This window comes from Mycobacterium heidelbergense (assembly GCF_010730745.1).
Taxonomy (GTDB): domain Bacteria; phylum Actinomycetota; class Actinomycetes; order Mycobacteriales; family Mycobacteriaceae; genus Mycobacterium; species Mycobacterium heidelbergense.
Genome location: NZ_AP022615.1, coordinates 2,273,268 through 2,295,467 on the forward strand (window position 1 = coordinate 2,273,268; position 22,200 = coordinate 2,295,467).

22 protein-coding genes and 3 pseudogenes are annotated in these 22,200 nt (G+C 66.9%); 8 read left to right on the forward strand and 17 right to left on the reverse strand.

Annotated features, from left to right (window positions below):
• Positions 1-16: 16 nt before the first annotated feature.
• Positions 17-118 (forward strand): annotated as a pseudogene (locus G6N25_RS10645) (hypothetical protein); the annotation flags it as partial.
• A gap of 336 nt (positions 119-454) precedes the next feature.
• Here G6N25_RS10645 and G6N25_RS10650 read toward each other — a convergent pair.
• The gene (locus G6N25_RS10650) at positions 455-1,636 is read right to left on the reverse strand and encodes a hypothetical protein (RefSeq protein WP_142272849.1); all 1,182 of its coding nucleotides are present in this window, start codon (positions 1,634-1,636) and stop codon (positions 455-457) included.
• Positions 1,637-2,868: 1,232 nt separating this feature from the next.
• On the opposite strand from G6N25_RS10650, the pseudogene G6N25_RS23820 reads away from it, so the two are divergent.
• A pseudogene (locus G6N25_RS23820) lies at positions 2,869-2,969 on the forward strand (hypothetical protein); the annotation flags it as partial.
• A gap of 319 nt (positions 2,970-3,288) precedes the next feature.
• Here G6N25_RS23820 and G6N25_RS10655 read toward each other — a convergent pair.
• From G6N25_RS10655 to G6N25_RS23510, 10 genes are all read right to left on the reverse strand, one after another.
• Positions 3,289-4,506, reverse strand: coding sequence for a hypothetical protein (locus tag G6N25_RS10655; protein ID WP_142272850.1), 1,218 nt, complete (start codon positions 4,504-4,506; stop codon positions 3,289-3,291).
• Positions 4,507-5,780: 1,274 nt separating this feature from the next.
• Positions 5,781-6,266: a ribonuclease E activity regulator RraA gene (gene rraA / locus G6N25_RS10660; protein WP_083077580.1), complete on the reverse strand. Its 486-nt coding sequence runs from the start codon at positions 6,264-6,266 to the stop codon at positions 5,781-5,783.
• 8 nt (positions 6,267-6,274) lie between these two features.
• On the reverse strand, positions 6,275-6,700 hold the full coding sequence (locus G6N25_RS24165) for an Rv3852 family protein (protein ID WP_083077578.1): 426 nt from the start codon (positions 6,698-6,700) through the stop codon (positions 6,275-6,277).
• Positions 6,701-6,783: 83 nt separating this feature from the next.
• A complete protein-coding gene (locus G6N25_RS10670; protein WP_083077576.1) occupies positions 6,784-7,296 on the reverse strand; it encodes a copper resistance CopC family protein in 513 nt (170 codons plus the stop codon).
• A complete protein-coding gene (locus G6N25_RS10675; protein WP_083077574.1) occupies positions 7,293-7,940 on the reverse strand; it encodes a YcnI family copper-binding membrane protein in 648 nt (215 codons plus the stop codon). Before G6N25_RS10675 ends, G6N25_RS10670 begins: the two co-directional genes overlap by 4 nt.
• Positions 7,941-7,944: 4 nt before the next feature.
• Entirely contained in the window at positions 7,945-8,601 is a 657-nt protein-coding gene (locus tag G6N25_RS10680; protein ID WP_083077572.1) for a DUF6474 family protein, read from the reverse strand.
• 133 nt (positions 8,602-8,734) lie between these two features.
• Positions 8,735-9,133: a transcriptional regulator gene (locus tag G6N25_RS10685; RefSeq protein WP_083077583.1), complete on the reverse strand. Its 399-nt coding sequence runs from the start codon at positions 9,131-9,133 to the stop codon at positions 8,735-8,737.
• 528 nt (positions 9,134-9,661) lie between these two features.
• Positions 9,662-10,195 carry a peptidase gene (locus tag G6N25_RS10690; RefSeq protein ID WP_083077570.1) on the reverse strand — a complete coding sequence of 178 codons (534 nt, stop codon included), beginning with the start codon at positions 10,193-10,195 and terminating at the stop codon, positions 9,662-9,664.
• A gap of 201 nt (positions 10,196-10,396) precedes the next feature.
• Positions 10,397-11,020, reverse strand: a complete 624-nt coding sequence (locus tag G6N25_RS10695; protein WP_083077568.1) for a superoxide dismutase — start codon at positions 11,018-11,020, stop codon at positions 10,397-10,399.
• 171 nt (positions 11,021-11,191) lie between these two features.
• On the reverse strand, positions 11,192-11,347 hold the full coding sequence (locus tag G6N25_RS23510; protein ID WP_169924634.1) for a hypothetical protein: 156 nt from the start codon (positions 11,345-11,347) through the stop codon (positions 11,192-11,194).
• 646 nt (positions 11,348-11,993) lie between these two features.
• Between G6N25_RS23510 and G6N25_RS10700 the strand changes: the two genes are divergently transcribed.
• The gene (locus G6N25_RS10700) at positions 11,994-13,034 is read left to right on the forward strand and encodes a DUF4328 domain-containing protein (RefSeq protein ID WP_083077566.1); all 1,041 of its coding nucleotides are present in this window, start codon (positions 11,994-11,996) and stop codon (positions 13,032-13,034) included.
• Between the two features lie 4 nt (positions 13,035-13,038).
• A complete protein-coding gene (locus tag G6N25_RS10705; protein ID WP_083077564.1) occupies positions 13,039-13,863 on the forward strand; it encodes a glycerophosphodiester phosphodiesterase in 825 nt (274 codons plus the stop codon).
• Positions 13,864-13,874: 11 nt separating this feature from the next.
• On the opposite strand, the gene G6N25_RS10710 is transcribed toward G6N25_RS10705, so the two are convergent.
• Positions 13,875-14,963, reverse strand: a complete 1,089-nt coding sequence (locus G6N25_RS10710) for an LCP family protein (protein ID WP_083077562.1) — start codon at positions 14,961-14,963, stop codon at positions 13,875-13,877.
• A 34-nt stretch (positions 14,964-14,997) separates the two neighbouring features.
• Entirely contained in the window at positions 14,998-15,804 is an 807-nt protein-coding gene (locus G6N25_RS10715) for a DUF2470 domain-containing protein (protein WP_083077560.1), read from the reverse strand.
• A 94-nt stretch (positions 15,805-15,898) separates the two neighbouring features.
• Between G6N25_RS10715 and pheA the strand changes: the two genes are divergently transcribed.
• Positions 15,899-16,849 carry a prephenate dehydratase gene (pheA, locus tag G6N25_RS10720; RefSeq protein WP_083077582.1) on the forward strand — a complete coding sequence of 317 codons (951 nt, stop codon included), beginning with the start codon at positions 15,899-15,901 and terminating at the stop codon, positions 16,847-16,849.
• The gene (locus tag G6N25_RS10725) at positions 16,846-17,532 is read left to right on the forward strand and encodes a histidine phosphatase family protein (protein ID WP_083077558.1); all 687 of its coding nucleotides are present in this window, start codon (positions 16,846-16,848) and stop codon (positions 17,530-17,532) included. Before pheA ends, G6N25_RS10725 begins: the two co-directional genes overlap by 4 nt.
• Here the strand turns inward: G6N25_RS10725 and G6N25_RS10730 are convergent.
• The 3 genes and pseudogenes from G6N25_RS10730 to G6N25_RS10740 all read right to left on the reverse strand — a co-directional run bounded on the left by G6N25_RS10730 (position 17,509) and on the right by G6N25_RS10740 (position 19,536).
• Positions 17,509-17,715 (reverse strand): hypothetical protein, encoded by a 207-nt coding sequence (locus tag G6N25_RS10730; RefSeq protein WP_083077556.1) that lies wholly within the window; start codon positions 17,713-17,715, stop codon positions 17,509-17,511. The two genes, G6N25_RS10725 and G6N25_RS10730, sit on opposite strands and share 24 nt — an antisense overlap.
• Positions 17,712-18,146, reverse strand: a pseudogene (locus G6N25_RS10735) (metallopeptidase family protein). The gene G6N25_RS10730 and the pseudogene G6N25_RS10735 overlap by 4 nt, the downstream one beginning before the upstream one ends.
• 4 nt (positions 18,147-18,150) lie before the next feature.
• Positions 18,151-19,536: a septum formation family protein gene (locus G6N25_RS10740; RefSeq protein WP_372506971.1), complete on the reverse strand. Its 1,386-nt coding sequence runs from the start codon at positions 19,534-19,536 to the stop codon at positions 18,151-18,153.
• 120 nt (positions 19,537-19,656) lie between these two features.
• Between G6N25_RS10740 and serS the strand changes: the two genes are divergently transcribed.
• Positions 19,657-20,910: a serine--tRNA ligase gene (serS, locus tag G6N25_RS10745; RefSeq protein ID WP_083077627.1), complete on the forward strand. Its 1,254-nt coding sequence runs from the start codon at positions 19,657-19,659 to the stop codon at positions 20,908-20,910.
• A gap of 104 nt (positions 20,911-21,014) precedes the next feature.
• Here the strand turns inward: serS and G6N25_RS10750 are convergent, their stop codons facing one another.
• Positions 21,015-21,497, reverse strand: a complete 483-nt coding sequence (locus G6N25_RS10750) for a DUF2834 domain-containing protein (protein ID WP_083077628.1) — start codon at positions 21,495-21,497, stop codon at positions 21,015-21,017.
• Positions 21,498-21,567: 70 nt separating this feature from the next.
• Here G6N25_RS10750 and G6N25_RS10755 point away from each other — a divergent pair, with 70 nt between their 5' ends.
• Positions 21,568-22,194 carry a TetR/AcrR family transcriptional regulator gene (locus tag G6N25_RS10755; protein WP_083077630.1) on the forward strand — a complete coding sequence of 209 codons (627 nt, stop codon included), beginning with the start codon at positions 21,568-21,570 and terminating at the stop codon, positions 22,192-22,194.
• The last annotated feature ends 6 nt before the right edge of the window (positions 22,195-22,200 follow it).

Below are 22,200 nucleotides of genomic sequence, written 5' to 3' on the forward strand. Positions count from 1 at the left end.
ATACCGCGTCGGTGTCATCAAGCAGAACTCCCTCTTCGACATGCGAACGATCCGGCGCGGCAAGATCGACGACGAGGGCCTGCGGTTCGCCAAAAGGCCTGTAGCGGTTGCTGTTTAAGCCGGTGCACTGGGTGCGCTGCTGTCGAGAAGGTTCTTTACTGGTATCAACGGAGCCGTGACCATATGCCGCATGGCTGGGAAACTCCCCAACCTGTAGCACGGTTAAAACCCCGCGACTGGGTCGTCCAAAATCCACAGAGCGAATGGCATTTCATAGCAACGTCGGTGTTGTGGAGGAACCCTGATCGCTGCCGTTCAGCCCGCATTGGTCGCGTGGTCCCGAATGCGGCAGGCTCAGCTGAGAAGCACACCGATAAACGATTCGGCCCCCTCCTTGCGAAGGGGGCCGAATGCCGTTGGTGGTCACCGGCTCGCATCGGTGACCATACGGGTCTCAGAGCAACTTGAGCAGGTTGGAAATCAACAACCCAATGTTGCTTGCCAACAAACCGCCGAAGTTGCTCAATATCGACGGGAGATTGGCCACGACCGAGGGGATGCTGTGCAGCAGTGACGTCAATCCACCACTAATGGTGTTGACGACGGGGGTCAAAGATGGCCAGCCGTTGGTCAGTTGGTTCACAAACGCCTGGGCTGCGCCTGACAGACTGCCGCCGGTCGCGATGTTCACCGCGCTAGGAGCCACGATTTGCTGCGCGAGACCCGGGTTGAGCAAGGTCACCAACTCGTGAACTAGGCCATTGGAACCCAGCAAGCCCGTAAACCCGTTGAGGGCGGCGTTTGTTGTCGCACCGGGGGTATTGAGCAGGTTGGCCAGCGCCCCCAACGCGTCCCCACCGGTCCACGAATTGTAAACAGCCTGAAGACTGCTACCCAGTGCTGTCTGCGCTGCGGCGACCGGGCTGAAGAGGCCTAAGAGACCAATAAAAGTGACATCAGTATTCACCAAATAGCTGGTTGCGTTCGAAAGATTTTTCGTGATGTCCACGGGGATCTGCAGGATCTTTTCGAGTGGCAGCAAGATATTTGAGATGGGGATGTTGTACAGGGCTAAGTACAAGGTGCTCACCGCGGCGCTGATCTTGCCGGTCGTGAGATCGGTCCACGCCGTTTGGAGAAGCGGCCCAAAGCTACTACTAGTATTGCCGGTGAAGTACCCCACAGCGGCGGCCGCGGAGGTTTGGTACGCCCCGACGTAGGTGTTGGCGTAGTCGACCCAGTTTGCAGCGGCCTGCTGCGGGATCACAAAAGGAACCTTGCTCCACGTGTTGTACAGCGTCTGCAGGTTCGCCCCCGTCGCCTGGAACGTGTTGACCCACGTCGCGAGGGGAAGGGGTAGTGCAGCGGGGTTAATAAAGTCGGTGAGCGCAGCCGCAGGCACAGCGACCGCGCCGACACCACCAGCCAGCGAAGCGAGCTCGTTTTCCACACCGGCGAACAGGTCAACCATGCTGTCAGCGGCACCGGCGAGCTGGATGTTGGAAACGCTTATCTGGGAGAGCTGATGGGCCAGGCGAAGGTCGGGCAGGTGCTGGACCATGGGGCTGACGGCGAGGACAGCGGCGCTGGCCAGGGCGACTCCGGTGGTGATGTGGGGGCGGGCTGCGAGGTCCACGACCATCTCCTTTGCACAATTCTGAATAACGACGAAATGAACGTACCTGGAAATTATGGTGAGCAAATCGCGGCAACAAAATAGGTAAATCACTATGGCGATATGTATTAACAGCAAACCTGCTCTAACTGCATGATCCAGCTATTATCTGAATTGGTCTAAACGGATGGTCCGCCACAAGCATTTATTGGCAGCATTGGAGTAACGTGACGGCGCGCTGTTGTCAAGTGTCGGCAGCACCATAATGGGAGGGCCTCGCGGTACGACGTCGCCCTCAGGGCTACCCGTATTGATTGCCGGTGGATTTCACCGCGCAGCACCACGGCATGCTGACGCGAGCGGGCAGGTAAACAGTCGTGCGTCGTGTCCGTCATCGCTACGAGACGAGGGAGATAACCGTCGGTGGAGTCAGAGACAACCCACGAGGGTAGCGCACGCCTGGCCGGACAGCACCGGTGTGTGCTTGTGGCACAAGCTAATCCGATCACGCGCGGCGATCCACAGTGCTCGCCGGGGACAAGGGTCGGGTACACCACACCCACCACTTACTTTGGGTGAACCATAAAACAGTGCGCACGTCGGTGGCCCCGGCGATCACGGCGAGGTGATCGCCGAAGGGGTTGGGCCAACTCAGAGCAGCAGGGGGCTCAGCGGGTGCGGGCGGGTTTTCCGCGCTGGCCCCGCTGCCTGGTTGCGGCGGACCAGTTGGCCCGGGATCGAGGTGCTGCGTGCCCGCGACAGATCGCAGCGCCTCGGCGACGAGCAGGGCCTGGCCGCGTCGGTGTCAGCGGCGGAGCACGATCTCTCAGCAAATACAAGAGCGTTCGGTACGGCCTGGCAAACAATCGTATTGTTGCGGCAATAGCTATCTTAAGTATGGAAGTGAATGCGGGGCGATTGGTTACCGGCAGGTAGTTTCGTTTTAAACTATTTTGGCGGCGACAGTAGTTCGCTGCAGCACATGTATAGCGCGGCTACCAGTACTTTTTAGCCCTATCGTGATTGCGGAGTCACGCATTACTGAAGCGATCACCTTAAGCTTCTCTAAAACGCCACGAGCCCAGGTTCTTTCCAGGTACTTCCAGCAGCTCGTCCCCACGTGACCGCCCGAGCATCGTCTCCGCAGGCCAGCGTGGGCGGGGGCCACGGTGAATGTCGGTATCGGGGACTTCAGCGATTGCGGGATCTGAGATCTCATGCCTGGTCTGCCCGTCGAATACCGCGTCGGCGTCATCAAGCAGAACTACTTCTTCGACGTGCGACGATCCGGCGCGGCAAGATCGACGACGAGGGCCTGCGGTTCGCCAAAAGGCCTGCGGCGGTTGCTGTTTAAGGCGGCTCGCTGGGTGCGCTGCCGTCGAGAAGGTTCTTTACTGGTATCAACGGAGCCGTGGCCGCATGCTGCGCGGCTGGGAAACTCCCCAACCTGTAGCACGGCTAAAACCTTGCGACTGGGTCGCCAAAACCCGCACAGCAAACATTTCGCGGCAACGTCGGTGCCATGGAGGAAACCTGGCGGACTGCCACCCAGCTGCATTGGACACGTTGTGGCGGGTCGAAAGAGCACGCCAATAAAACGTTCGGCCCCCTCCTTGTGGAGGGGGCCGAACGCCGTTGGTGGTCACCGGCTCGCATCGGCGACCACACGGGTCTCAGAGCAACTTGAGGAGCTGCATGAGCAACGTCCCTACCTGGGTAGCGATGTTGCCCAACACTGACGGGAGACTCGACAGGACCGGTGGGATACTTCGCAGCAGTGAAGTCAATTCGCCAGGAATGTTGCTAAGGCCTGAACTGACTGCGTTGACCACAGCAGTCAGGGACGGCCAGCCGTTGATCAGCTGGTTCACAAAGCCCTGGATTGCGTTCGCAAGGCTGCCGCCCAGTGCAACGTTTTGTGCGTTGGGAGCCACGATTTCTGTCGCAAGGTTTCCGGCGATCGTGTTCACCAGAACACTGAGCGTGCCACTGGGATAGTTGAGCAAGCCGGAAGTGAGCGAGCGCCCGCTAAGCACGCCACCATTGAGGAAGTCGTTCGTTATTGCGCCGGGCATATTGGCCAGGTTAGTCAGCGCACCTAGTGGGTTCCCAGCTGTCCACGAATCATAAACCAGTTGAAGATTGTTACCGAGCGAAGCGAAGAGCACGTGGGGCAGTTGCAGGATGCCAAAATTACCAATGTCGGTCACGCCTGTCGTGAGCAGATAGTTGGTTGCATTGTAGAGATTCTGGCTGATGTCGATAGGGATATTTAGAATCTTTCTCATCGGCAAGAGGACCTGCGTAAATGGAAAGCTCCATAATGCTTCATACAAGTAAGGATAAAATGCGGTGGATATCTGACCCGACATGAAATCGGCGAGCGCTGTGTTTATCAGCCCAGCAAATTGGCTTTTTTGAGTCCCCATGAAGAATTTGATAGCGGACGTTGCGGCGGTCTGGAACTGCGACACATAGAGATCGGCATACGAGACTCCGTTGGCGGCGACCTGTTGCAGGACGGGGAACGGGACTTCGCTCCAAGTGTTGTAAACCGTCTGCAGGTTGGTGCCCGCACTCGCGAAAGTGTTCATCCAAGTCTGAACGACGAGGTTCTGGGTGATCGGGCTCAAGAGACCGCCCAGAACGTCCGCGGGCAGGGCGGCCGCGGTTGCTCCGCTGGCGAGTGCGGCCAGTTCGTTTTCCACGCCGGAGAACAAGTCCAGCGCGCTGCTGGCGTCGGCGAGCTGAATATCGGACACGCTCAGCTGGCGTAGTTGTTGGGCCGTATGAAGGCCGGGCAAGTGCTGGGCTATGGGGCCGGCGGCGAGGACGGCGGCGCTGGCCAGGGCGACTCCAGCGGTGATGTGGGGGCGGGCTGCGAGGTCCACGACCATCTCCTTTTCGATTCTGGATAATGACGAATTGAATGTAGCTGGGAAATATTGCGAACGAATCGTGGCCACAAATTAGACAATTCACTACGGCGATATGCGTGCGCAGCAAAACCGGCCCGAACTGCACAAAAACTATTACCTGAATTGGGTCAAATTGAAGGCGCCACTAAAATTATTTGTTGACGGCATGGGAACATGCGTGACACGGCGTCGTTGCTAGGTGTCGACAACGCCATGATGTCAGTGTCTCGATCCGCTCATATCTAGGCAGTCGGCCCCGTCAACGTGCCGGTGGATTTCACCGTCCGGCACCACAGCATGCTGGCGCGAGCGGGCGGAAAAAACAGTCGTGCGGCTTGTCCGTACCGCCACGGCACAGGAGATAACCGTCGGCGGGTTCGAAGACGATCATGGCGGGTCAGCGCACGCCAGGCCGGGCAGTGCCGGTATCTGCTTGTGACACAAGCCAATACCGATCAGGTTCGGGGTCTTACCGAAAGCGCTCCGCTCGGGACAGGCCGAGCACACCACGTCTCTTGAGGTGCGCCGTAAACCGGGGCGCACGCAGGTGGCCCGGCGGTGGCGTCGGGTGAGGCGGCCACCTCGAAGCAACAGGTGGGCCGGGCGGGTGCGCGAGGGGTTGTCGTCGCCGGCGGCTACCTGGTTGCGGCAGATCTGGTGCGTCGCAGATCGAGGTGGATCGCGAGGTCGTCGTGGCGCGGCGTGCGGCGGGGGTGGCCGGGCAGCGCCGCGGTGGTCAATGCGGCGTTGGTGTCTGCACTGAAGCGCTATCGGTCAGCAAACGCAAGAGTTTTTACTATTCCCTGGCTAACAATTGTATTGTTGCGGTAATAGCTATCTTAAGTGGGGAGTGAATGCGGGGCGGTTGGTTACCGGTAGGTAGTTTCATATTTTACTATTGTCCCGCCAGAAGGGTTTGCTAACTACGTGCTAACAACGCGACTAACAGGGGTTTTCCTGCTCCATCAGGATTGCGGCATCACACGTTCTTGAAGCGATCACACAAAGCCTCTCGAAAGGGCCACGGACTTAGGTTCTTCCCAGGTACGGCGAGCAGCTCGCCCCACGTGACCGGCCGGGCATCACCTCCGCAGGCCAGCGTGGGTGGGGGCCACGGTGAACCCGTGTTGGGGACTTCAGCGATCGCAGGATCTGAGACCTCTTCGGCATGCGAAACGACCCGGCGCGGCAAGGCCCAGGACCCGCGGTTCGCCAAAGAGCCTGCGCCGGTTGCCGTTTAAGGCGGCTTAGTCGCCCGACGCGACGACGACGATGCCATCGTCGTCACTGTAGGCGATCTCGCCGGTTACAAACGTCACGCCGCCGAGGGCGATCTCGACGTCGCGTTCGCCGGCCCCTGTCTTAGCGCTTTTGCGCGGATTGGTGCCCAGCGCCTTGATGCCGATGTCGATGCCGCGCAGCGCGGCGGCGTCGCGCACCGCACCGTTGACGATCAGTCCCGCCCAGCCGTTGGAACGGGCCAATTCGGCGATGACGTCGCCGACCAGCGCGGCGTGCAGGGAGCCGGCACCGTCGATCACCAGCACCCCGCCGGCACCGGGCTCCGAGAGCACCGACTTCAACAGCGCATTGTCCTCGAAGCAGCGCACCGTGCTGATCGGCCCGGCGAATTCCGAACGGCCGCCGAACTGCCGGAATTGGAGGTCGCAGCTGCGCACGTCCGGGCCGATGCTGTCGACGAGGTCGGCGGTCGGCCGAAACGACACGGTCACTGGGGAGTTCAGCGGCGCCGCAGCTGGCGGATCAGCAGGATGGCCAACAGGCTGAGGGCCACGGCAACGATCAGCGGCACCGGCGATTGACCGGACGCCGGCGCGGGCGCGTCGGGCGGGACCGGATTGTTGGCGCCTTCCACGGTCGATTTGGCTTGCGCGGCAGCATCTTTGGCGGCGGCGGCAAGCTGGCCATTCGTTTGGATCCGCTGCTCCGCACCGTGGGGTTGCTCGGCCGGCTTGGGTGGCGCGGGCTCGGCGCTTTTGGCCGGTGCCTTCTTGGCCGCCGCTTTCTTGGCCGGGGCCTTTTTCGCGGGCGCTTTCTTGGCGGGCGCTTTTGCGGTCTTCTTGACGGCCTTCGCGGGAGGCTTCTTCTCCGGCGGGCTCGATGCGCCGCCGGGTTCGCTGTTGGGTTGTTCCTGCGGGTCTGCCATGCGGCCGCTCCTTTGCAGCTTGCTCTCGCGCGCCGAAGTTACTTGGACCCATCATGCCAGGACGCGCGACGGCGTCCCGGCCGTCAGGGTCTGCGCCGCACCGCCCACCAGGCGCCGGCGCCGACAAGCGCCACCGTCACCACCGCAAACGGCCACGTCGGCACCTCACCGCCGCCATCGGTGCCGGCGGGGGCGGGTCCGGGAGTGCCGGTGCCGGGCACCGTCAGCCGAAACGACCAAGACCCGGACACCACGTGCCCGTCCGCCGACGTGACCCGGTAGTTCACCGTGTAGGTGCCGGCCGGCCCGAGCGGACGCAGGCCGACGCCGACGACCGCGCCCTGCACCGCAGGCTCCCCGGCGGACCACACGTTGCCGTCGGGCCCGACGACCGTCATGGCCGCGAACGTGGTCTGCAACCGCTCGTTGAAGGTGGCGCTCACCCGCTCGGGCCCGCTGGTGACCACCGCATTGTCCGCGGGGTCGGTCGACACGCGCGCGGCGTGCGCGAACGCCACCTGCGCGCTCAGGATCGCGGCAAGCGTCAGGGCGGCCAGCAGCGAGCCGACCCACGCGACAACCGCCAGGGGTCTCATGCCCGCCGGCGGATCAGCGCGAGACAGACGCCAACGGCGGCCAAAGCCAAAGCCACCCCGCCCAACAGGCGGGCGGTGCCGTCCGGGGATTTCGCCTGCGGGGGAGGCGCATGATGACCGTGCGGCGCCGTCGGCCCCGCGGCGAGCGCCAGCATGGGCGCCGGATGTTCCGGCTCGCCGCCACCCGGCAGCGGCGGCTGGTCCCACTTCACGACCGTCCCGTCGGAATAGGTCTGCGTGGCCGGGAAGCTCACCGTGTCGGTGTCGGGCAGCTGCACCGAGATCCGGAACAGCGCGAATTGATCCACTCCGATGCCGCCGTTGGGCGCGGCCGTCCAGGTCACCGAGCGGACGGTGCCCGAGGCGGCGTCGCGGTCGAGCTTGGCCGTCCACCCGGGAATGCTTTCGGCGCTGGCAGACGCCACATCGGGAAGGCTGACGGTCAGCGCGGTGGTCGCGGCCCCGGTGTTGGATTCGTTGGGCACCCGGAAGGTGACGACCGCCGTGGTGCCGCGCACCGGATTGTCGCTGGTCGCATGGACGTGCGCCCATGCGGCCGGGGTGCCCGCCGCGGAGCCGAGGTAGAGCGCGACGGCCGCGACGACCGGGATCAGGACGCGCGAAGTCCACCCGCGGGTCGGCATCGGATCAGGCCAATCCGAGGCGGGCCATCAGGTCCGCCTCGATGCCGTCGAGCTGCGACGAGATCGCGGCGTGGGCCGCCCGGCGCCGCGCGGCCGGCATGTTCTCCGCGGCGGTGACGGCCGCCGACAGATCGGTGAGCCGTTCGCCGATGGCGGAGACGAACTGTTTGGTCTCGGCGTCCTTGGGCTTCTTTTCCTGCACCACCCGCAACGACCTTTCCGCCCCGGCTATCCGGGCCGACAGCTGGGCGCCGTGCCCGGAGAACTGGCCGATCTGCGCCAACGGAATCCCGAGCTGGTCGGCGCGACGCTGGTCGATCACCGCGCGGGCGGCCATGGCCGCCCGGTACACCAGCGGCGTCAGGATCGGGGCGAGCAGCCGAGACACCGTCAGCACCCGGCGAATCCGGGTCGGCGAGAGCAACCTGCCCTCCCGTGCCGCCTTGAGCTCGGCCTCGGCGACCTTCAGCGCCGTCCGGTCGCTGTCCCGCTGGGATTTGACCTGCGCCTTGAGGGCCTTTTCCGCACCGCGTCGCTCATTTTTAAGCCGTCGGGCGTCGTTCTTGGCGGCCAACTTGGCCTCCAGTTTGGCGCGGGCCTTGATCGCGCGGGCCTCGGCGCGCCGCGTCGCGCGACTCTTTCGCTTGCGGAACAGGCCCATTCCCGGCCGCCTCCCGATAATCTCGCTGGCTGTCGTTGTCTATCGCCCTCGCGCGTACGCGATCCGTGAGCCAACCCTAATCGGAATGGGGCGGCGGCAGCCGTTCAGGTCCGGGCGCTCGGCCGGTGTCGGGCTATGCGTCGAGGTGCTCGACGCGGCGCAGCTCGTTGATCCGCTCCACGATGTCCTGCTGCGCCTGCGGCGACAACCCCGCGGCGGCCAGCGCGATGCGGCGCACCCCGTCGTCGCGCATCGTGGCCCACCACGCCAACTCCTTGTCGAGCTTTTCGTAGTACTCGTCGTCGGTGAAGTAAGCCGGCTTGATGCGGAAGAAATTGGCCAGGGCGGTCATGGTCGCCGCCGAGGGGTTGGTGCGGTTGCCCGAACGTAGCTGAGACAGGTAGGGAGCCGACATCGTGACGCCCTCCGTCTTGAGCGCCGCGATCACCTCCGCGGAGGTGTGCGGCCCGCGTCCGGGTGGATACACCGTGTCGAACAAGCGGTTGAGGCGGGCGGCGAACGTCGTGCTCATCGATATGACCTCCACTGGGCTGGAGAAGCGAACTATTACCTAAGTGTATTTGCTGACCATGGTAGCGAGGGTTTGGGCCCGCAACCAGGTGCAAACCCGGGTGGGTTCGACACCGGCGTTGCTGGCGGTTGCCAAATCTCCACTTGACGAGCGTCCAACTAATTCGCTGGAGTGTCCACTGAATCAGCAAACTTCACAGGTTATCCGCAGAATTCGGCGTCGGGGCAGTGGTGGCGGGCCGCCGGGCCCACGGTTGGCGAGACGATTTGACCGAGGATGCTGGGCAGCTGCACCGCAACCGGCGGACAACGCGCACCTCTCGGCGGTGTCCTTTGCTGCCAGGTCGGCAACACGCGTGGTAAACGGGCCGAGGGCACGCTCGAAGCCCCGCGGCGTTACCTCGGGGGTGACCGCGGGGGACGGCGGTGGATGAGGGGGGCGTGCCCGTCGCCACCTTAGACGATGCCCGACGACCTCCCGGCGGCCGCGGCTTCTTTCCGGCGTCGTCGCAGAGTTTGCGCCGCCGCCTTATGCCGCAAGCAGCATCGCGAGAATCGCGGTGTCGGGGTGGCTGATCGGATCGACGCCCACGCGGCTCACCATCGACGTGATGGTGCCGTCGGCTTCCGCTTCGACCCAGGCCGCCCGATGCTCCAATCCCAGATATGGCAACCCCGGCAGCAACACGCATCCCGACGCCGCGCCGGTGCATTCCGGCAGCGACGGCATGGTCTCCGAGGGCGGATGCAGCATCAGCAGCGCGGGAGGTTGATGATCCGCGAAATGCCCTGGCCGGATTGCCGATTCACCGAAGACGGTGCCCTCGGCCAGCACCAGGCCCACGGTGCCCGGCTCGGGTTCGTCGGGCAATTCCTCGCGGGCCCCGAACACCGTTGTGGTGGAAAGCAATCCGGGCAGCGACGCGACCCTGACCGCCACCATCAGCAGTTGGGCCCACTCTTTCGTCGAGTCAGGCCAACGCCCGGAGATCACAAACCCCTTCAGGGCGCCACGAGAATGGAAGGGGGACACCCCTATAGGACCGTCTGACCCAGTTTCCATCCCGACCTCCCGCGTGAGTCCTCCGTCCGATTAACCACACTGGTAGCTCGAATAATTCAGCATGCCTGCGGTCTCGGCGCGTTGCAACACGACACGGCCGGTAAGGCCCGCCTTCTCCACAAAGCCGGCCCCACAAGGCCGCCCGGCAAAGACAAGGGCGCCACGCGATCCGCGCGACGCCCCAGCCTTCGAAGGGTGGCCTCAGCCGAAAATAAGCCCCTTGGTTTTCGACGTTGCGGCCGCGTACCGCGACTGCACGTCGGCCCAGTTGACCACGTTCCAGAACGCCTTGACGTAGTCCGCCTTGACGTTCTTGTACTGCAGGTAGAAGGCGTGCTCCCACATGTCGACCTGCAGCAGGGGAATGATGCCGAGCGGGACGTTGGCCTGCTGGTCGTACAGCTGGAAGGTCAGCAGCTTGTCGCCGAGGGTGTCGTAGCCAAGAACCGCCCAGCCCGACCCCTGCAAACCGTTGGCGGCCGCGCTGAACTGCGCACGGAACTTGTCGAACGAGCCGAACGCGTCGTCGATGGCGGCGGCGAGCTCACCGGTCGGCTTGTCCCCGCCGTCCGGCGAAAGGTTCTTCCACCAGATCGAGTGGTTGACGTGGCCGCCGAGGTGGAAGGCCAGGTTCTTCTCGTTCAGGAAGATCGCCGAGTGATCGTCCTTGGCGCGCGCCTCTTCGAGTTTGGCCACCGCGTCGTTCACGCCCTTGACGTAGGCGGCGTGGTGTTTGCTGTGGTGGATCTCGTTGATCTGACCGGAGATGTGCGGTTCCAGCGCTGCGTAGTCCCAGTCCAAGTCGGGCAGGGTGTATTCAGCCACGGCATTCCTTTCTTCGATGATCGTTGGTGGTCGTCATGACGCGCATTTCGCACGGGCCCGCCACGGGGCGGCCTGGCCCCGAGCTTCACCAGTCAACCCTGCTCCATGACCGCGCGCGCCGCAAGGACGACCGCTACGGGCCGGTGACCGGGATACCCGTTCGGCGCGACTTCAAGACAAAACGATGACCGCAAGTATCGCCAGCAACGCCAGCACGATGAGGCCGGCACGCAAGGCGGCGACGCTGTAACTATGGTTCCACGCAGGTGAGCCGGAATACGAGTTCGAGGCGGCCGGCGAACCCGGACCGAACGAATGCGTCGCCATCAAGCGCCTTTCACCTGCTCGTCCACCTCGCCCTGAGTGAGGTGAGTCACAACCAGTTTGCGTGACGGTGATCATAACGCCTTGCGGTGGGGTTGAAAAACGGGCTGGGTAATGGCGTTCGCAACCGCGTGTCGGGGTGCCCGCCCGGCGCGCCGAACCAAGGCAGCGACGGGGCGTGGACCGCCGGACCCGCGAAACCCGATCCGCCGGTGCCTGGTGGTCTTGCCCGTTAGTTCGTCGGGGTTGTTGTCGAAGGTCGCCGGCACCGAGTCTGCGTGGGTGGCGTCGAGACTGCGCTCAGATCGCGTGTGAGCGCTCAGCGTCGCTCCCACTGCAGTCTCGGCGCCTCAGCGAACAGACCCCGACGAACCACTTAGCAAGGCGATCCATTTCGCTCGCGTGGCGTTTGGGGCTGTTTAGGTATAGCCGTATTACCCGCCAGTTATCCACAGTTACGGGCCGGGTCGACGGGTGAAAGCCGTGTTGATGGCGTGGATACCCACGATGGTGTTGTGGATAAACCTGTGGAAACTGTGGATAGCCATGGGCGGCTGTCGGTGTTGCCCGCGGGCGGCCGGCGCGCCTGAAGCACGGCGCCGAAATGAGCTGCCGCGGCCCGCCTCGTCGCCAGAGCTAGTCTGGTCCGGTGATCCAGGTGTGCTCCCAGTGCGGCACGCGGTGGAACGTGCGCGAGAAGCGGCGCGAGTGGTGTCCCCGCTGCCGCGGGGCGCTGATGGCGCCGCTGCCGGACGTGCCGGCGGCCGCGCCACAGTGGAGCCCGTCGCCGGCCAGACCGCCCGCGGCCCCCGGGTGGCAGCGCACTCCGCCGCGACTGCCGCCGGGCTTCCGGTGGATAGCGGTGCGCCCCGGCGCCGCGCCCCGTCCGCGCCACGGACGACGGTCGCTGGGACCCACACCGCGCTACGCCGTGATGCCGCGCTGGGGATTGGCGGATCGCGTCGAGCAGGCCCCGGCGCCCGCCGAAAAGCCCGCGGAGACGGGGCCGTCGGCGCCGATCGTTCGCACCGCACTGCTCCTGAGCGTGCTGATCCTCGGCATCACAGCCCTCGTGTATGTCGCGCGATACGTGCTGCTGGCGATCAATCGGAACACGCTGCTGAACTCGATCGTGGCCATCGCCGCGGATTGGCTCGGGGTGCTGGCCAGCGTGGCGGCGATCGCGGCGGTGATCGCGTCCGGCGCGATCCTGATCCGGTGGTTGATCGCGCGGAGGGCCGCCGCGTTCTCGCATCACGGCCTGCCGGAGCAGCGCTCGATCCGGGCGTTGTGGGCCGGCTGCGTGGTGCCGTTCGCCAATCTGCTGTGGGCCCCGGTCTACGTCATCGAGCTGGCCACCCTCGAAGAGCGCTACGCCCGGCTGCGAAGGCCGATCCTGCAGTGGTGGATCGCCTGGGTCTTCAGCTACCTGATTTCGATTTTCGCCATCGCCACCAGCTTCGCGACCGACGCCCAGGGCATCGCCAACAACACCGTCACGATGGTGTTCGCCTACCTGCTCGCGGCCGCCACACTGGCCGCCGCCGCCCGCGTGTTCGAGGGGTTCGAGCGGAAACCGGTCGCCCGGCCCGCGCACCGATGGGTTCTCGTCGCCCCGGAGGACCCAGAACCCGCCGGGTCCGCATCCGCCGGCCCGGTTGAGTTGGAGGGCCAGGAACCGGCAGCATAGGGGTATGACGTGGGCCGACGAGGTGCGCGCCGGGCACCCCTATGTCGTTGCCCACCGCGGAGCTGCGGCCGCTCGGCCCGAACACACCCTGGCCGCTTACGATCTCGCGCTCAAGCAGGGCGCCGACGGCGTGGAATGCGACGTGCGGTTGACCCGCGACGGCCACCTGGTGTGCGTGCATGATCGCCGCCTGGACCGGACCTCGACGGGCGCCGGCCTGGTCAGCACCATGACCCTGGCTCAACTCCGCGAGCTCGAGTACGGGGCATGGCACGACAGCTGGCGCGCGGACGGCACGCACGGCGACACCAGCCTGCTGACGCTGGACGCCCTGGTGTCGCTCGTCCTCGACTGGCACCGGCCGGTGAAGCTCTTCGTCGAGACCAAGCACCCGGTCCGATACGGCTCGCTGGTCGAGAGCAAACTTCTCGCGCTCCTGCACCGCTTCGGCATAGCCGCGCCGCCCTCCGCCGACCGGTCCCGCGCGGTGGTCATGTCCTTTTCGGCGGCCGCGGTCTGGCGGATCCGGCGGGCCGCGCCGTTGCTGCCCACGGTGCTGCTCGGCAAGACCGCCCGCTACCTGACCAGCAGCGCGGCCACCGCCGTCGGGGCCACCGCCGTCGGACCGTCGTTGCTGACGTTGAAGGACTATCCGCAACTCGTGGACCGCGCCGTCGCCCAGGGCAGGGCGGTGTACTGCTGGAACGTCGACGAATACGACGACATCGACTTCTGCCGGGACGTCGGGGTCGCCTGGCTTGCCACCCATCACCCGGGCCGCACGAAGGCGTGGCTGCAGAATCGGGCCGCGGGCAACGGCAGCGATTAGCGGTCGGAAAGCTATTGCGGTTCGTCGAGCGCGGTCGCGGGCACCGGCGCGTCGGCGGCCAGCGCCTCGAACAGCCTGCCGGCGGCGTCGTGGTCCCACACCACCACCGCGCCGGCGTCGCCGGTGGTGAACTCGCCGATCGGGACGGTCATCGCGGTGGGGGACCCGTGCAGCGCCCAGCCGAGCCGGGCCAGATCCCACACGTGGTCGCCACGGTCGACGGTCAGGGCGCCGGCCGCCGCGCGCGGCACCGAGTACCAGCGCCACGGATCCAGCCACACCGCCGGGCTGGTGACGCGGCGCAGCAGCGCCGAGAGGAACTGCCGCTGGTTGACCATCCGGTCCAGATCCGCGCGGGGTGTGTCGCGCGTCCGGACGTATCCGAGCGCCGTGCGGCCGTCCAGCTCCTGGCAGCCGGCCGGCAGGTCGATGCCGGCCAGCGGATCCTCGATCGGCATGGTCGGGCACATCGTGACCCCGCCGAGGGCGTCGACCAGGTCGGCGAACCCGCCGAAGCCGATCTCCGCGTAGTGGTCGAGGCGCAGCCCGGTGGCCTGCTCGACCGTCCGCGTCAGCAAGGGCGCCCCGCCCAGCGCGAACGCGGCGTTGATCTTGTCCCTGCCATGGTCCGGGATCGGCACATACGAGTCGCGCGGGATCGACACCGCCGTCGCCGGGACGCTCGACCCGAACTGCGGGACGTGTACCAGCAGGATGGTGTCGGTACGACCGTTGCCGATGTCGCCGCCGGTGGCCAGGTCCTGCTGCTGCTCGGGGGTGAGGCCTTGGCGGCTGTCCGAGCCGACGATCAGCCAGTTCGTACCGCGGCCGGGCCCGGGCCGGTCGGGATAGTCGGTCAGCGCCTGCTCGCGGTGCAGCGTCGTGTCGAGCCACAGGGCCCCGCCCAGGACGGCGCCGCCGGCGAGCAGGGCGCCGACCAGCAGGGTCAGCGACACCGCCCGGATCCAGCGGCGCCTGCTTCGCCTGTGCCGCGTCCGCGGGGCGACGGGTCGCGGCGGGGGGCTCGATCGGGGATCCGGGCGCGTCGGCGAGAGCTGCCTTCGGGGCCCGAGCCGTTCCGGTGATCGATCGCCGTTCACCCGGATAACGTACGTGCAGTTTTTAGGGCATCGGTTACCGGCGGGCGCGCAGGCCGTTGATGAACGGGCAGCCCATCAGCACCCGGATGGCCTGGCTCAGCCCGGCCATGTCGTCCACCGGCTTGTGAAAGGCCAGCCGGACGTCGTGGTCGCCGTCGTCGCCTTCGACGCGGAACCGCACGCCGTACCGGTCGAGCCCGAGCGGGCGGACCTGCCCCCGTCGCAAGGTCGCCGGCAGCCTCGACACCAGCCGCGTCACCACGTCGCCATGGACGGTGTCCAGGTGCCAGAGCAGGCCGGCCTCGATTTCGCAGAACGGGTCGGGCCGCGCCGCGAGCAGGTCGGCCACGCTGACCGGCTCGGCGCCGGTGGCGTCGGTGACGACCACCGATGCGATCTCCAGCCGGTGCAGGGTGTAGCGGGGCTCGTCCCCACTGGGCGGCGCCGATAGCGGGGTCTGGACCTGCAGCAAGTCCGGGTTCGGATACTCGGCGGCGATCCCGTCGAGCATCGTCGTCACCTCGTCGGCCGGGACGCGTTCCAAGCGGCCGCGCACCCACACCAGCGAACGGACCGGTTCCCGCAGGGGGATCGGAGCGTAGTCGGTCAGCTCCAGCAGCGCTTGCGACCCGGAGGCCTGGCACCCGGTCGCGCCGTCGCGGTCGACGGGAAGTGCGATGGCGAAGGATCCGTCCTGCAGCAGGTGGTGCACGGGCGTGGCGATCGGGTCCTGACGCGCGTCCCCGCCGTTTTCCAAGGCCACGAGCGCGCCGCCGGCCCGGACGCAGGCGCTGCGGATGCGTTCTGCGGTCGTCGGCACGGTGCTGCTCAGCGGTAACATCGATCTCCTTCAGCACTTAGGTAAGCCTAAGTTAACTTACGACTCTCGATGCCGCAAGGCCTTGTGTGGGATCCCGCGCCGTTAGGGTTGGGTGGTGGTCCGCATCGCTTACCTCGGTCCCGAAGGGACGTTCACCGAGGCGGCGCTGCGGCAGATCACGGCCGCCGGCCTGGTGCCCGAGCAGGGACCGGGCGCCGTGCGGCAGATGCCGATCGAAAGCACCCCGGCGGCGCTCAACGCGGTCCGGGACGGCGACGCCGATTACGCGTGCGTCCCGATCGAGAACTCGATCGACGGGTCGGTGATCCCCACGCTGGACAGCCTGGCCATCGGTTCGCCGCTGCAGGTGTTCGCCGAGACGACGCTGGACGTGGCGTTCAGCATCGTGGTCAAACCCGGCCTCGGCGCGGCCGACGTGCGGACGTTGGCGGCGTTCCCGGTGGCCGTGGCGCAGGTGCGCCAGTGGCTGGGCGCGCACCTGCCCGGCGCCGAGCTGCGGCCCGCGTACTCCAACGCCGACGCGGCGCGGCAGGTGGCCGAGGGCCAGGCCGACGCCGCGGTGACCTCGCCGCTGGCCGCCGACCATTGGGGGCTGGCGGCCCTGGCCGAGGGTGTCGTCGACGAACCCAACGCCCGCACCCGCTTCGTCCTGATCGGGCTGCCGGGCCCGCCGCCGGCCCGCACCGGAGCCGACCGGACGTCGGTGGTGTTGCGCATCGACAACGTGCCGGGCGCGCTGCTGTCCGCGCTGGCCGAATTCGGGATCCGCGGCATCGACCTGACCCGAATCGAATCCCGGCCGACCAGGACCGAGCTCGGAACCTACCTGTTCTTCGCCGACTGTGTCGGCCACATCGACGACGGCGCCGTCGCCGAGGCACTCAAGGCGCTGCACCGTCGTTGTGCCGATGTGCGATATCTGGGTTCGTGGCCGACGGGTTCGGCCGCCGGGGTGGCGCCACCGCCGGTGGACGAGGCGTCGCGCTGGCTGGCGCGGCTGCGGGACGGCAAACCCGCGCGGGGCCCGGGGGGGTTGGACTCATGAGCGGTCGGTTGGTGCTGCTGCGGCACGGCCAGTCCTACGGCAACGTCGAGCGCAGGCTGGACACCCGCCCGCCCGGGACAGGGCTGACGCCGCTGGGCCGCGACCAGGCCCGGGCGTTTGCCCGCGGTTCGGGACGGCCGACGATGCTCGCGCACTCGGTCGCCACGCGGGCGTCGCAGACAGCCGCGGTGATCGGGGTTCAGCTCGACCTGGGCGCCGTCGAGGTCGCCGACATTCACGAGGTGCAGGTCGGCGAGCTGGAAAACCGCAACGACGACGAGGCGGTCGCGGAGTTCAACGCCATTTACGAGCGCTGGCATCGCGGTGACCTCGACGTGCCGCTGCCGGGCGGGGAGACCGGCAACGACGTGTTGGACCGCTATGTGCCGGCGCTCACCGACCTGCGCCTGCGCTACCTCGACGACGACGACTTCAACGGCGACATCATCGTCGTCAGCCATGGCGCGGCGATCCGGCTGGCCTCCGCGGTCCTGGCCGGGGTGGACGGCAACTTCGCGCTGGACAACCACCTCGGCAACGCCGAATCGGTGGTGCTGTCCCCGATCACCGACGGGCGGTGGAGTTGCGTGCGGTGGGGAGCCGTGACGCCGCCGTTCTATCCCGAAGCCGAGGCGACCCCGGTCGCGGACGCGGTGCGCTCAGGCACCGACCCGATGGGCTGACGGCTGATCGACGTCCGCGCACGCACAGCCGACGGCATCGCAGTCGATGACGAACGTGTGCGCCAACAGCTCGGGGCTGCCGCAGTCCGGCTCGGTGCATTCCGATCGGCGCAGCGCGTGGCGAATGATGGTGCCGTGGCAATGGTCCAAGCCCGCCCGGCACTCGCGGCATTCGGCGCTCATGAGCCGTTCATAGCACCCGGCCCCGACAAATTCGGGATGCCGCGCCCATGGGGACGGCCGGGGTTCTTAGGCCCGGGTTTTTAGGCCCAGCCCAGTTCTTCCAGGCGGTCGTCGTCGATGCCGAAGTGGTGGGCGATTTCGTGGATCACGGTGATCGTCACCTCCTCGACGACCTCGTCGTCGGAGTCACAGACGTCCAGCAGCGCCTCGCGGTAGATCGTGATGGCGTCCGGCAGCGATCCGGCGTAGTCGGAGTCCCGCTCGGTCAGCGCCACGCCTTCGTAGAGCCCGAGCAGTTCAGCGTCCTGGGGGTGGCGGTCTTCGACCAGGACGACGACGTTGTCCATCGCGGCCGCGAGCTCCGGCGGGATCAGGTCGAGCGCGTCGGAGACCAGCTCGTCGAACCGCCGCGGATCCATCCGCACCGACACCCGGCTAGCCTCCCGGCGCCGGCTCGGCCGGCGGGGGCGGCGGTGGTGGTGGCGGTGGCGGTGGTGGCTCCGGCGGGAACGGGGGCGGCTCCGGTGCTTGGGGTGGCGGCGGCGGTCCGCCGTCCCCCGGCGGTAGGGCGTCCTGCGGCGGCTGGGGGGCCGGGGCCTGCTGCGGGGGCGAAGGGGCCGGCGCCCGCGGCGGCGTCACGACCGGCTGTTGCTGCGGGAGGTGCTGATTGTTCGGCGGGATCGCGTCGGGCGGACTGCTGGCCTGGGTCGGCGCCTGGACCTGAATCGGCGGCAGCATGAGCCGCTCCTCGGGAATGTCCGGCGGCGGCACCGGCGGCTGGCCGTTGATCAGCAGCTGGCCCTTCGCGCTGTTGACCAGCGTGGCCCAGCCGCCGTTGCCCAGCGTCGCGCCGATGCTGCACGCGACCTCGCGGCTGCCCGCCGACCAACTGGGCAGCGACACGGTGGGGTAGATCAGCGTCAGCGTGGTGGTGCGCAACTTGGTGGGCGCAAGGTAAGCGTCCGTCATCTTGGTGCACGCGTCCTTGATGAACCCGTCCTGATCGGGCTCGGCGGGCAGGGCGCCGGGAAACTTCTCGGCCAGGTTCACCGTGCCGGTGACCTCCATCGCGTGCGGGGCGGCGCAGTCGACCGGGACGTCTGTCGGCTGGTTGGTTGCCGAGTCGATGCCCAGGCAGGTGCCGGCCGGCCACACCTTGGACTGGTCGACGTCGTCGACCCTGCCCTTGAAGGCCTGCTGCTGGTTGTTGGCGCCGGGCAGCTGCAGGCCGCACAGCATGCGGCGCTCGCCGGACTGGCGCCATGCCCGGTCACCGGCCCACAGCAGGCTGACGGTGAACTTGCTGTTGGGGTCGAACTTGGGTCCGAGATAGTTGCGGACGGCGGCCTCGCACTGCTCCTGCGTGATCTGCTGGATGCGCGCGGGCGACGGGGGCGCGGCGTTGGGCCCGTATTCGGAGCCCGGGAACGTCCGCATGTCGACGGACTCGGCGACCTCGAACTTGTGGTCGTCGGCGCAGTTGACGATGGTGGCCGACTCCGGGGTGGCGTCCGGCCACATCAGGCAATCACCGCCGTTTGCGCGGTTGAAGGTGGCGTCGCTCTTGGATCCGGTGCTGGGCACCGGATCGCTGTCGATGTAGCCGGCCAGCCGGTCCGGGCCGGCGCCGATCGGGATCGCGGTGACCAATCCGGCGATCAGCAGGCCGCCAAGCGCGGTCAGCAGCAGGCCTCGCCGTGTGGCCTGGGCCTGCAACCCGCGCGGCCACTGGAAGCCGGCCGACGGCTGTTCGGCCGCGTCGTTCGGGGAGCCGGCGAGGGTGCTGGCTTCCGAAACGTCCTTCTCCGGCGCTTGCGACATCCGCACCATTCTGTCAGGGCCCGTTAAGCGGCGTGACAAAAGTGGTGGATGTTGCGTTGTGGGATTTACCGGCGGGTGCTCCTGGCACCGGATCGGAACCCCAAAAGTAGTGTCAGGGCCGTGATCGACCTGAAGCTGCTCCGGGAAGACCCCGATGCCGTGCGCCGTTCCCAAGTCAGCCGCGGCGAAGACCCGGCTCTGGTGGACGCCCTGTTGACGGCCGACGCCGCGCGGCGGGCCGCGATCTCTGCCGCCGACGCGCTGCGCGCCGACCAGAAGGCCGTCAGCAAGGGCGTGGGCGCCGCGTCGGCCGACGAGCGCCCGGCCAAGCTGGCGCGCGCCAAGGAGCTCGCCGAGCAGGTGAAGGCCGCCGAAGCCGCCCAGTCCGAGGCCGAGGCGGCGTTCACGGCGGCGCACATGGCGATCCCGAACGTGGTCCTGGATCCGGTGCCCGCCGGCGGTGAGGACGACTTCGCGGTCCTCGACGTGGTCGGTGAGCCGGCCGCGATCGAAAACCCAAGGGACCATGTGGAACTCGGCGAGTCGCTGGGTCTCATCGACATGCGGCGCGGGGCCAAGGTGTCCGGCGCACGGTTCTACTTCTTGACCGGGCGCGGTGCCCTGCTGCAGCTCGGCCTGCTGCAGCTGGCCCTGCGGCTGGCCGTTGAGAACGGCTTCATCCCGATGATCCCGCCGGTGCTGGTGCGCCCGGAGGTGATGGCCGGCACCGGATTTCTGGGCGCCCACGCCGACGAGGTATACCGGGTCGACGCCGACGACCTGTATTTGGTGGGCACGTCCGAGGTGCCGCTGGCCGGCTACCACGCCGACGAGATCCTCGACCTGTCCGGCGGGCCCCTGCGCTACGCGGGCTGGTCGTCGTGCTTCCGGCGTGAGGCCGGCAGCCACGGCAAGGACACCCGCGGCATCATCCGGGTGCACCAGTTCGACAAGGTGGAGGGCTTCGTCTACTGCGAGCCCGCCGACGCCGAGGCCGAACACCAACGGCTGCTGGGCTGGCAGCGCGAGATGCTGGCCCTTATTGAGGTGCCGTATCGGGTGATCGACGTGGCCGCGGGCGATCTCGGTTCGTCGGCCGCCCGCAAGTTCGACTGCGAGGCATGGGTTCCCACGCAGGGCGCCTATCGCGAGCTGACGTCGACGTCGAACTGCACCACCTTCCAGGCGCGCCGGTTGGCGACGCGCTACCGGGATGCGGGAGGCAAGCCGCAGATCGCCGCCACGCTCAACGGCACGCTGGCCACCACCCGCTGGCTGGTCGCGATCCTGGAGAACCATCAACGGCCCGACGGCAGCGTGCGGGTGCCCGAGGCGCTGGTCCCATATGTCGGCACCGAGCTGCTGGAGCCTTAGGCGCTCAGGCGCCTGTCGCGAGCGTGCGCAAATGTACACGTGTGACGGCGTGTCGCTGAACAGACACGCACGCTCGCGCGCGGGAGGTGCCCCCAGCTCGCGCGCTAGGCGTCCACCTTTTCGCGGGTTTGGTCGTGCCGGTGCTGCCGCTCGATGGTGGCGAAGTAGAACGCAAACGCGAAGGCGAAGCTGGTGAACAGGCTGGACACGAAGTACAGCCACGGTCGCCGCAGCCCCCGGCGATAGCCGTCGACGATCGTAAACAGCGGCAGCAGAATCACATTCGCGATCGTGTAGTCCTGGCTGGCGGAGCTGGCGGCCGGGTTGGTGAACATCAGCCGGATGTAGTCCGCCCAGCTTCCGGGCCCCCAGATCGGGTTCGTCGACCCGCGCGCGTACTGCTGCACGAAGTGGACGTTGAACCACCAGCCCAGCACGACCGACGCGATGCCGACGACGTAATACACGCATTCCAGCGGGGAGAACATCGGTCCGCGGGCTGGCCGGGCGTAAACCTTCGGGTTCGACGCGACGATCCATCCGATGACGGAAAGCCCGAGAACCGCGTGGACGAGAAGCGACACCATGGCGGCAGTCTCACCCCCGCCCCGAAGTTTTGTCAATATTGACAGAACAATTCTTGGTACCTTCATTGCCATGGTCCGGCCCGCGCAGACGGCGCGCAGCGAACGCACCCGGGAGGCGCTGCGGCAGGCCGCCCTGGTGCGATTTTTGGCCCAGGGTGTCGAGGACACGTCGGCCGAGCAGATCGCGGCGGACGCCGGGGTATCGCTGCGCACGTTCTATCGCCACTTCCGGTCCAAGCACGACCTGCTGTTTGCCGACTACACCGGCCTGAACTGGTTTCGCGCCGCGTTGGACGCCCGGCCGGCCAATGAGCCGATCATCGATTCTGTGCAGTTGGCCATCTTCTCGTTTCCCTATGACGTTGAGGCCGTGACGAAAATCGCCGCCTTGCGGGGCGGCGAGCTCGACCCCGGGCGCATCGTCCGCCACATCCAGGAGGTCCAGGCCGACTTCGCCGACGCCATCCAGGCGCAGCTGCTGCGGCGTAGCTGTGTGGTCGACCCGGCGCCGGACGCGCGGTTGCGCACGGCGGTGACCGCGCGCTGCGTCGCGGCGGCGGTGTTCGGCGCGATGGAGGTGTGGATGCTCGGCGGCGACCGGTCACTGGGCGAACTGGCGCGGGTATGCCACGTGGCACTGGAATCCCTGCGGGCCGGCATCAGCGACGCCTGGGTACCGGACATAGTTTCGTCATAATTGACA

Bases quoted from the DNA above. Each gene is read 5' to 3' on its own strand.
- G6N25_RS10705 (WP_083077564.1), top strand. From the start codon at position 13,039: ATGACGTGGGCCGACGAGGTGCGCGCCGGGCACCCCTATGTCGTTGCC.
- G6N25_RS10755 (WP_083077630.1), top strand. From the start codon at position 21,568: ATGGTCCGGCCCGCGCAGACGGCGCGCAGCGAACGCACCCGGGAGGCG.
- G6N25_RS24165 (WP_083077578.1), bottom strand. From the start codon at position 6,700: ATGGCAGACCCGCAGGAACAACCCAACAGCGAACCCGGCGGCGCATCG.
- G6N25_RS10680 (WP_083077572.1), bottom strand. From the start codon at position 8,601: ATGGGCCTGTTCCGCAAGCGAAAGAGTCGCGCGACGCGGCGCGCCGAG.
- G6N25_RS10690 (WP_083077570.1), bottom strand. From the start codon at position 10,195: ATGGAAACTGGGTCAGACGGTCCTATAGGGGTGTCCCCCTTCCATTCT.
- G6N25_RS23510 (WP_169924634.1), bottom strand. From the start codon at position 11,347: ATGGCGACGCATTCGTTCGGTCCGGGTTCGCCGGCCGCCTCGAACTCG.
- G6N25_RS10675 (WP_083077574.1), bottom strand. From the start codon at position 7,940: ATGCCGACCCGCGGGTGGACTTCGCGCGTCCTGATCCCGGTCGTCGCG.
- G6N25_RS10670 (WP_083077576.1), bottom strand. From the start codon at position 7,296: ATGAGACCCCTGGCGGTTGTCGCGTGGGTCGGCTCGCTGCTGGCCGCC.
- G6N25_RS10750 (WP_083077628.1), bottom strand. From the start codon at position 21,497: ATGGTGTCGCTTCTCGTCCACGCGGTTCTCGGGCTTTCCGTCATCGGA.
- G6N25_RS10685 (WP_083077583.1), bottom strand. From the start codon at position 9,133: ATGAGCACGACGTTCGCCGCCCGCCTCAACCGCTTGTTCGACACGGTG.
- G6N25_RS10715 (WP_083077560.1), bottom strand. From the start codon at position 15,804: ATGTTACCGCTGAGCAGCACCGTGCCGACGACCGCAGAACGCATCCGC.
- G6N25_RS10730 (WP_083077556.1), bottom strand. From the start codon at position 17,715: ATGAGCGCCGAATGCCGCGAGTGCCGGGCGGGCTTGGACCATTGCCAC.
- G6N25_RS10740 (WP_372506971.1), bottom strand. From the start codon at position 19,536: ATGTCGCAAGCGCCGGAGAAGGACGTTTCGGAAGCCAGCACCCTCGCC.
- G6N25_RS10725 (WP_083077558.1), top strand. From the start codon at position 16,846: ATGAGCGGTCGGTTGGTGCTGCTGCGGCACGGCCAGTCCTACGGCAAC.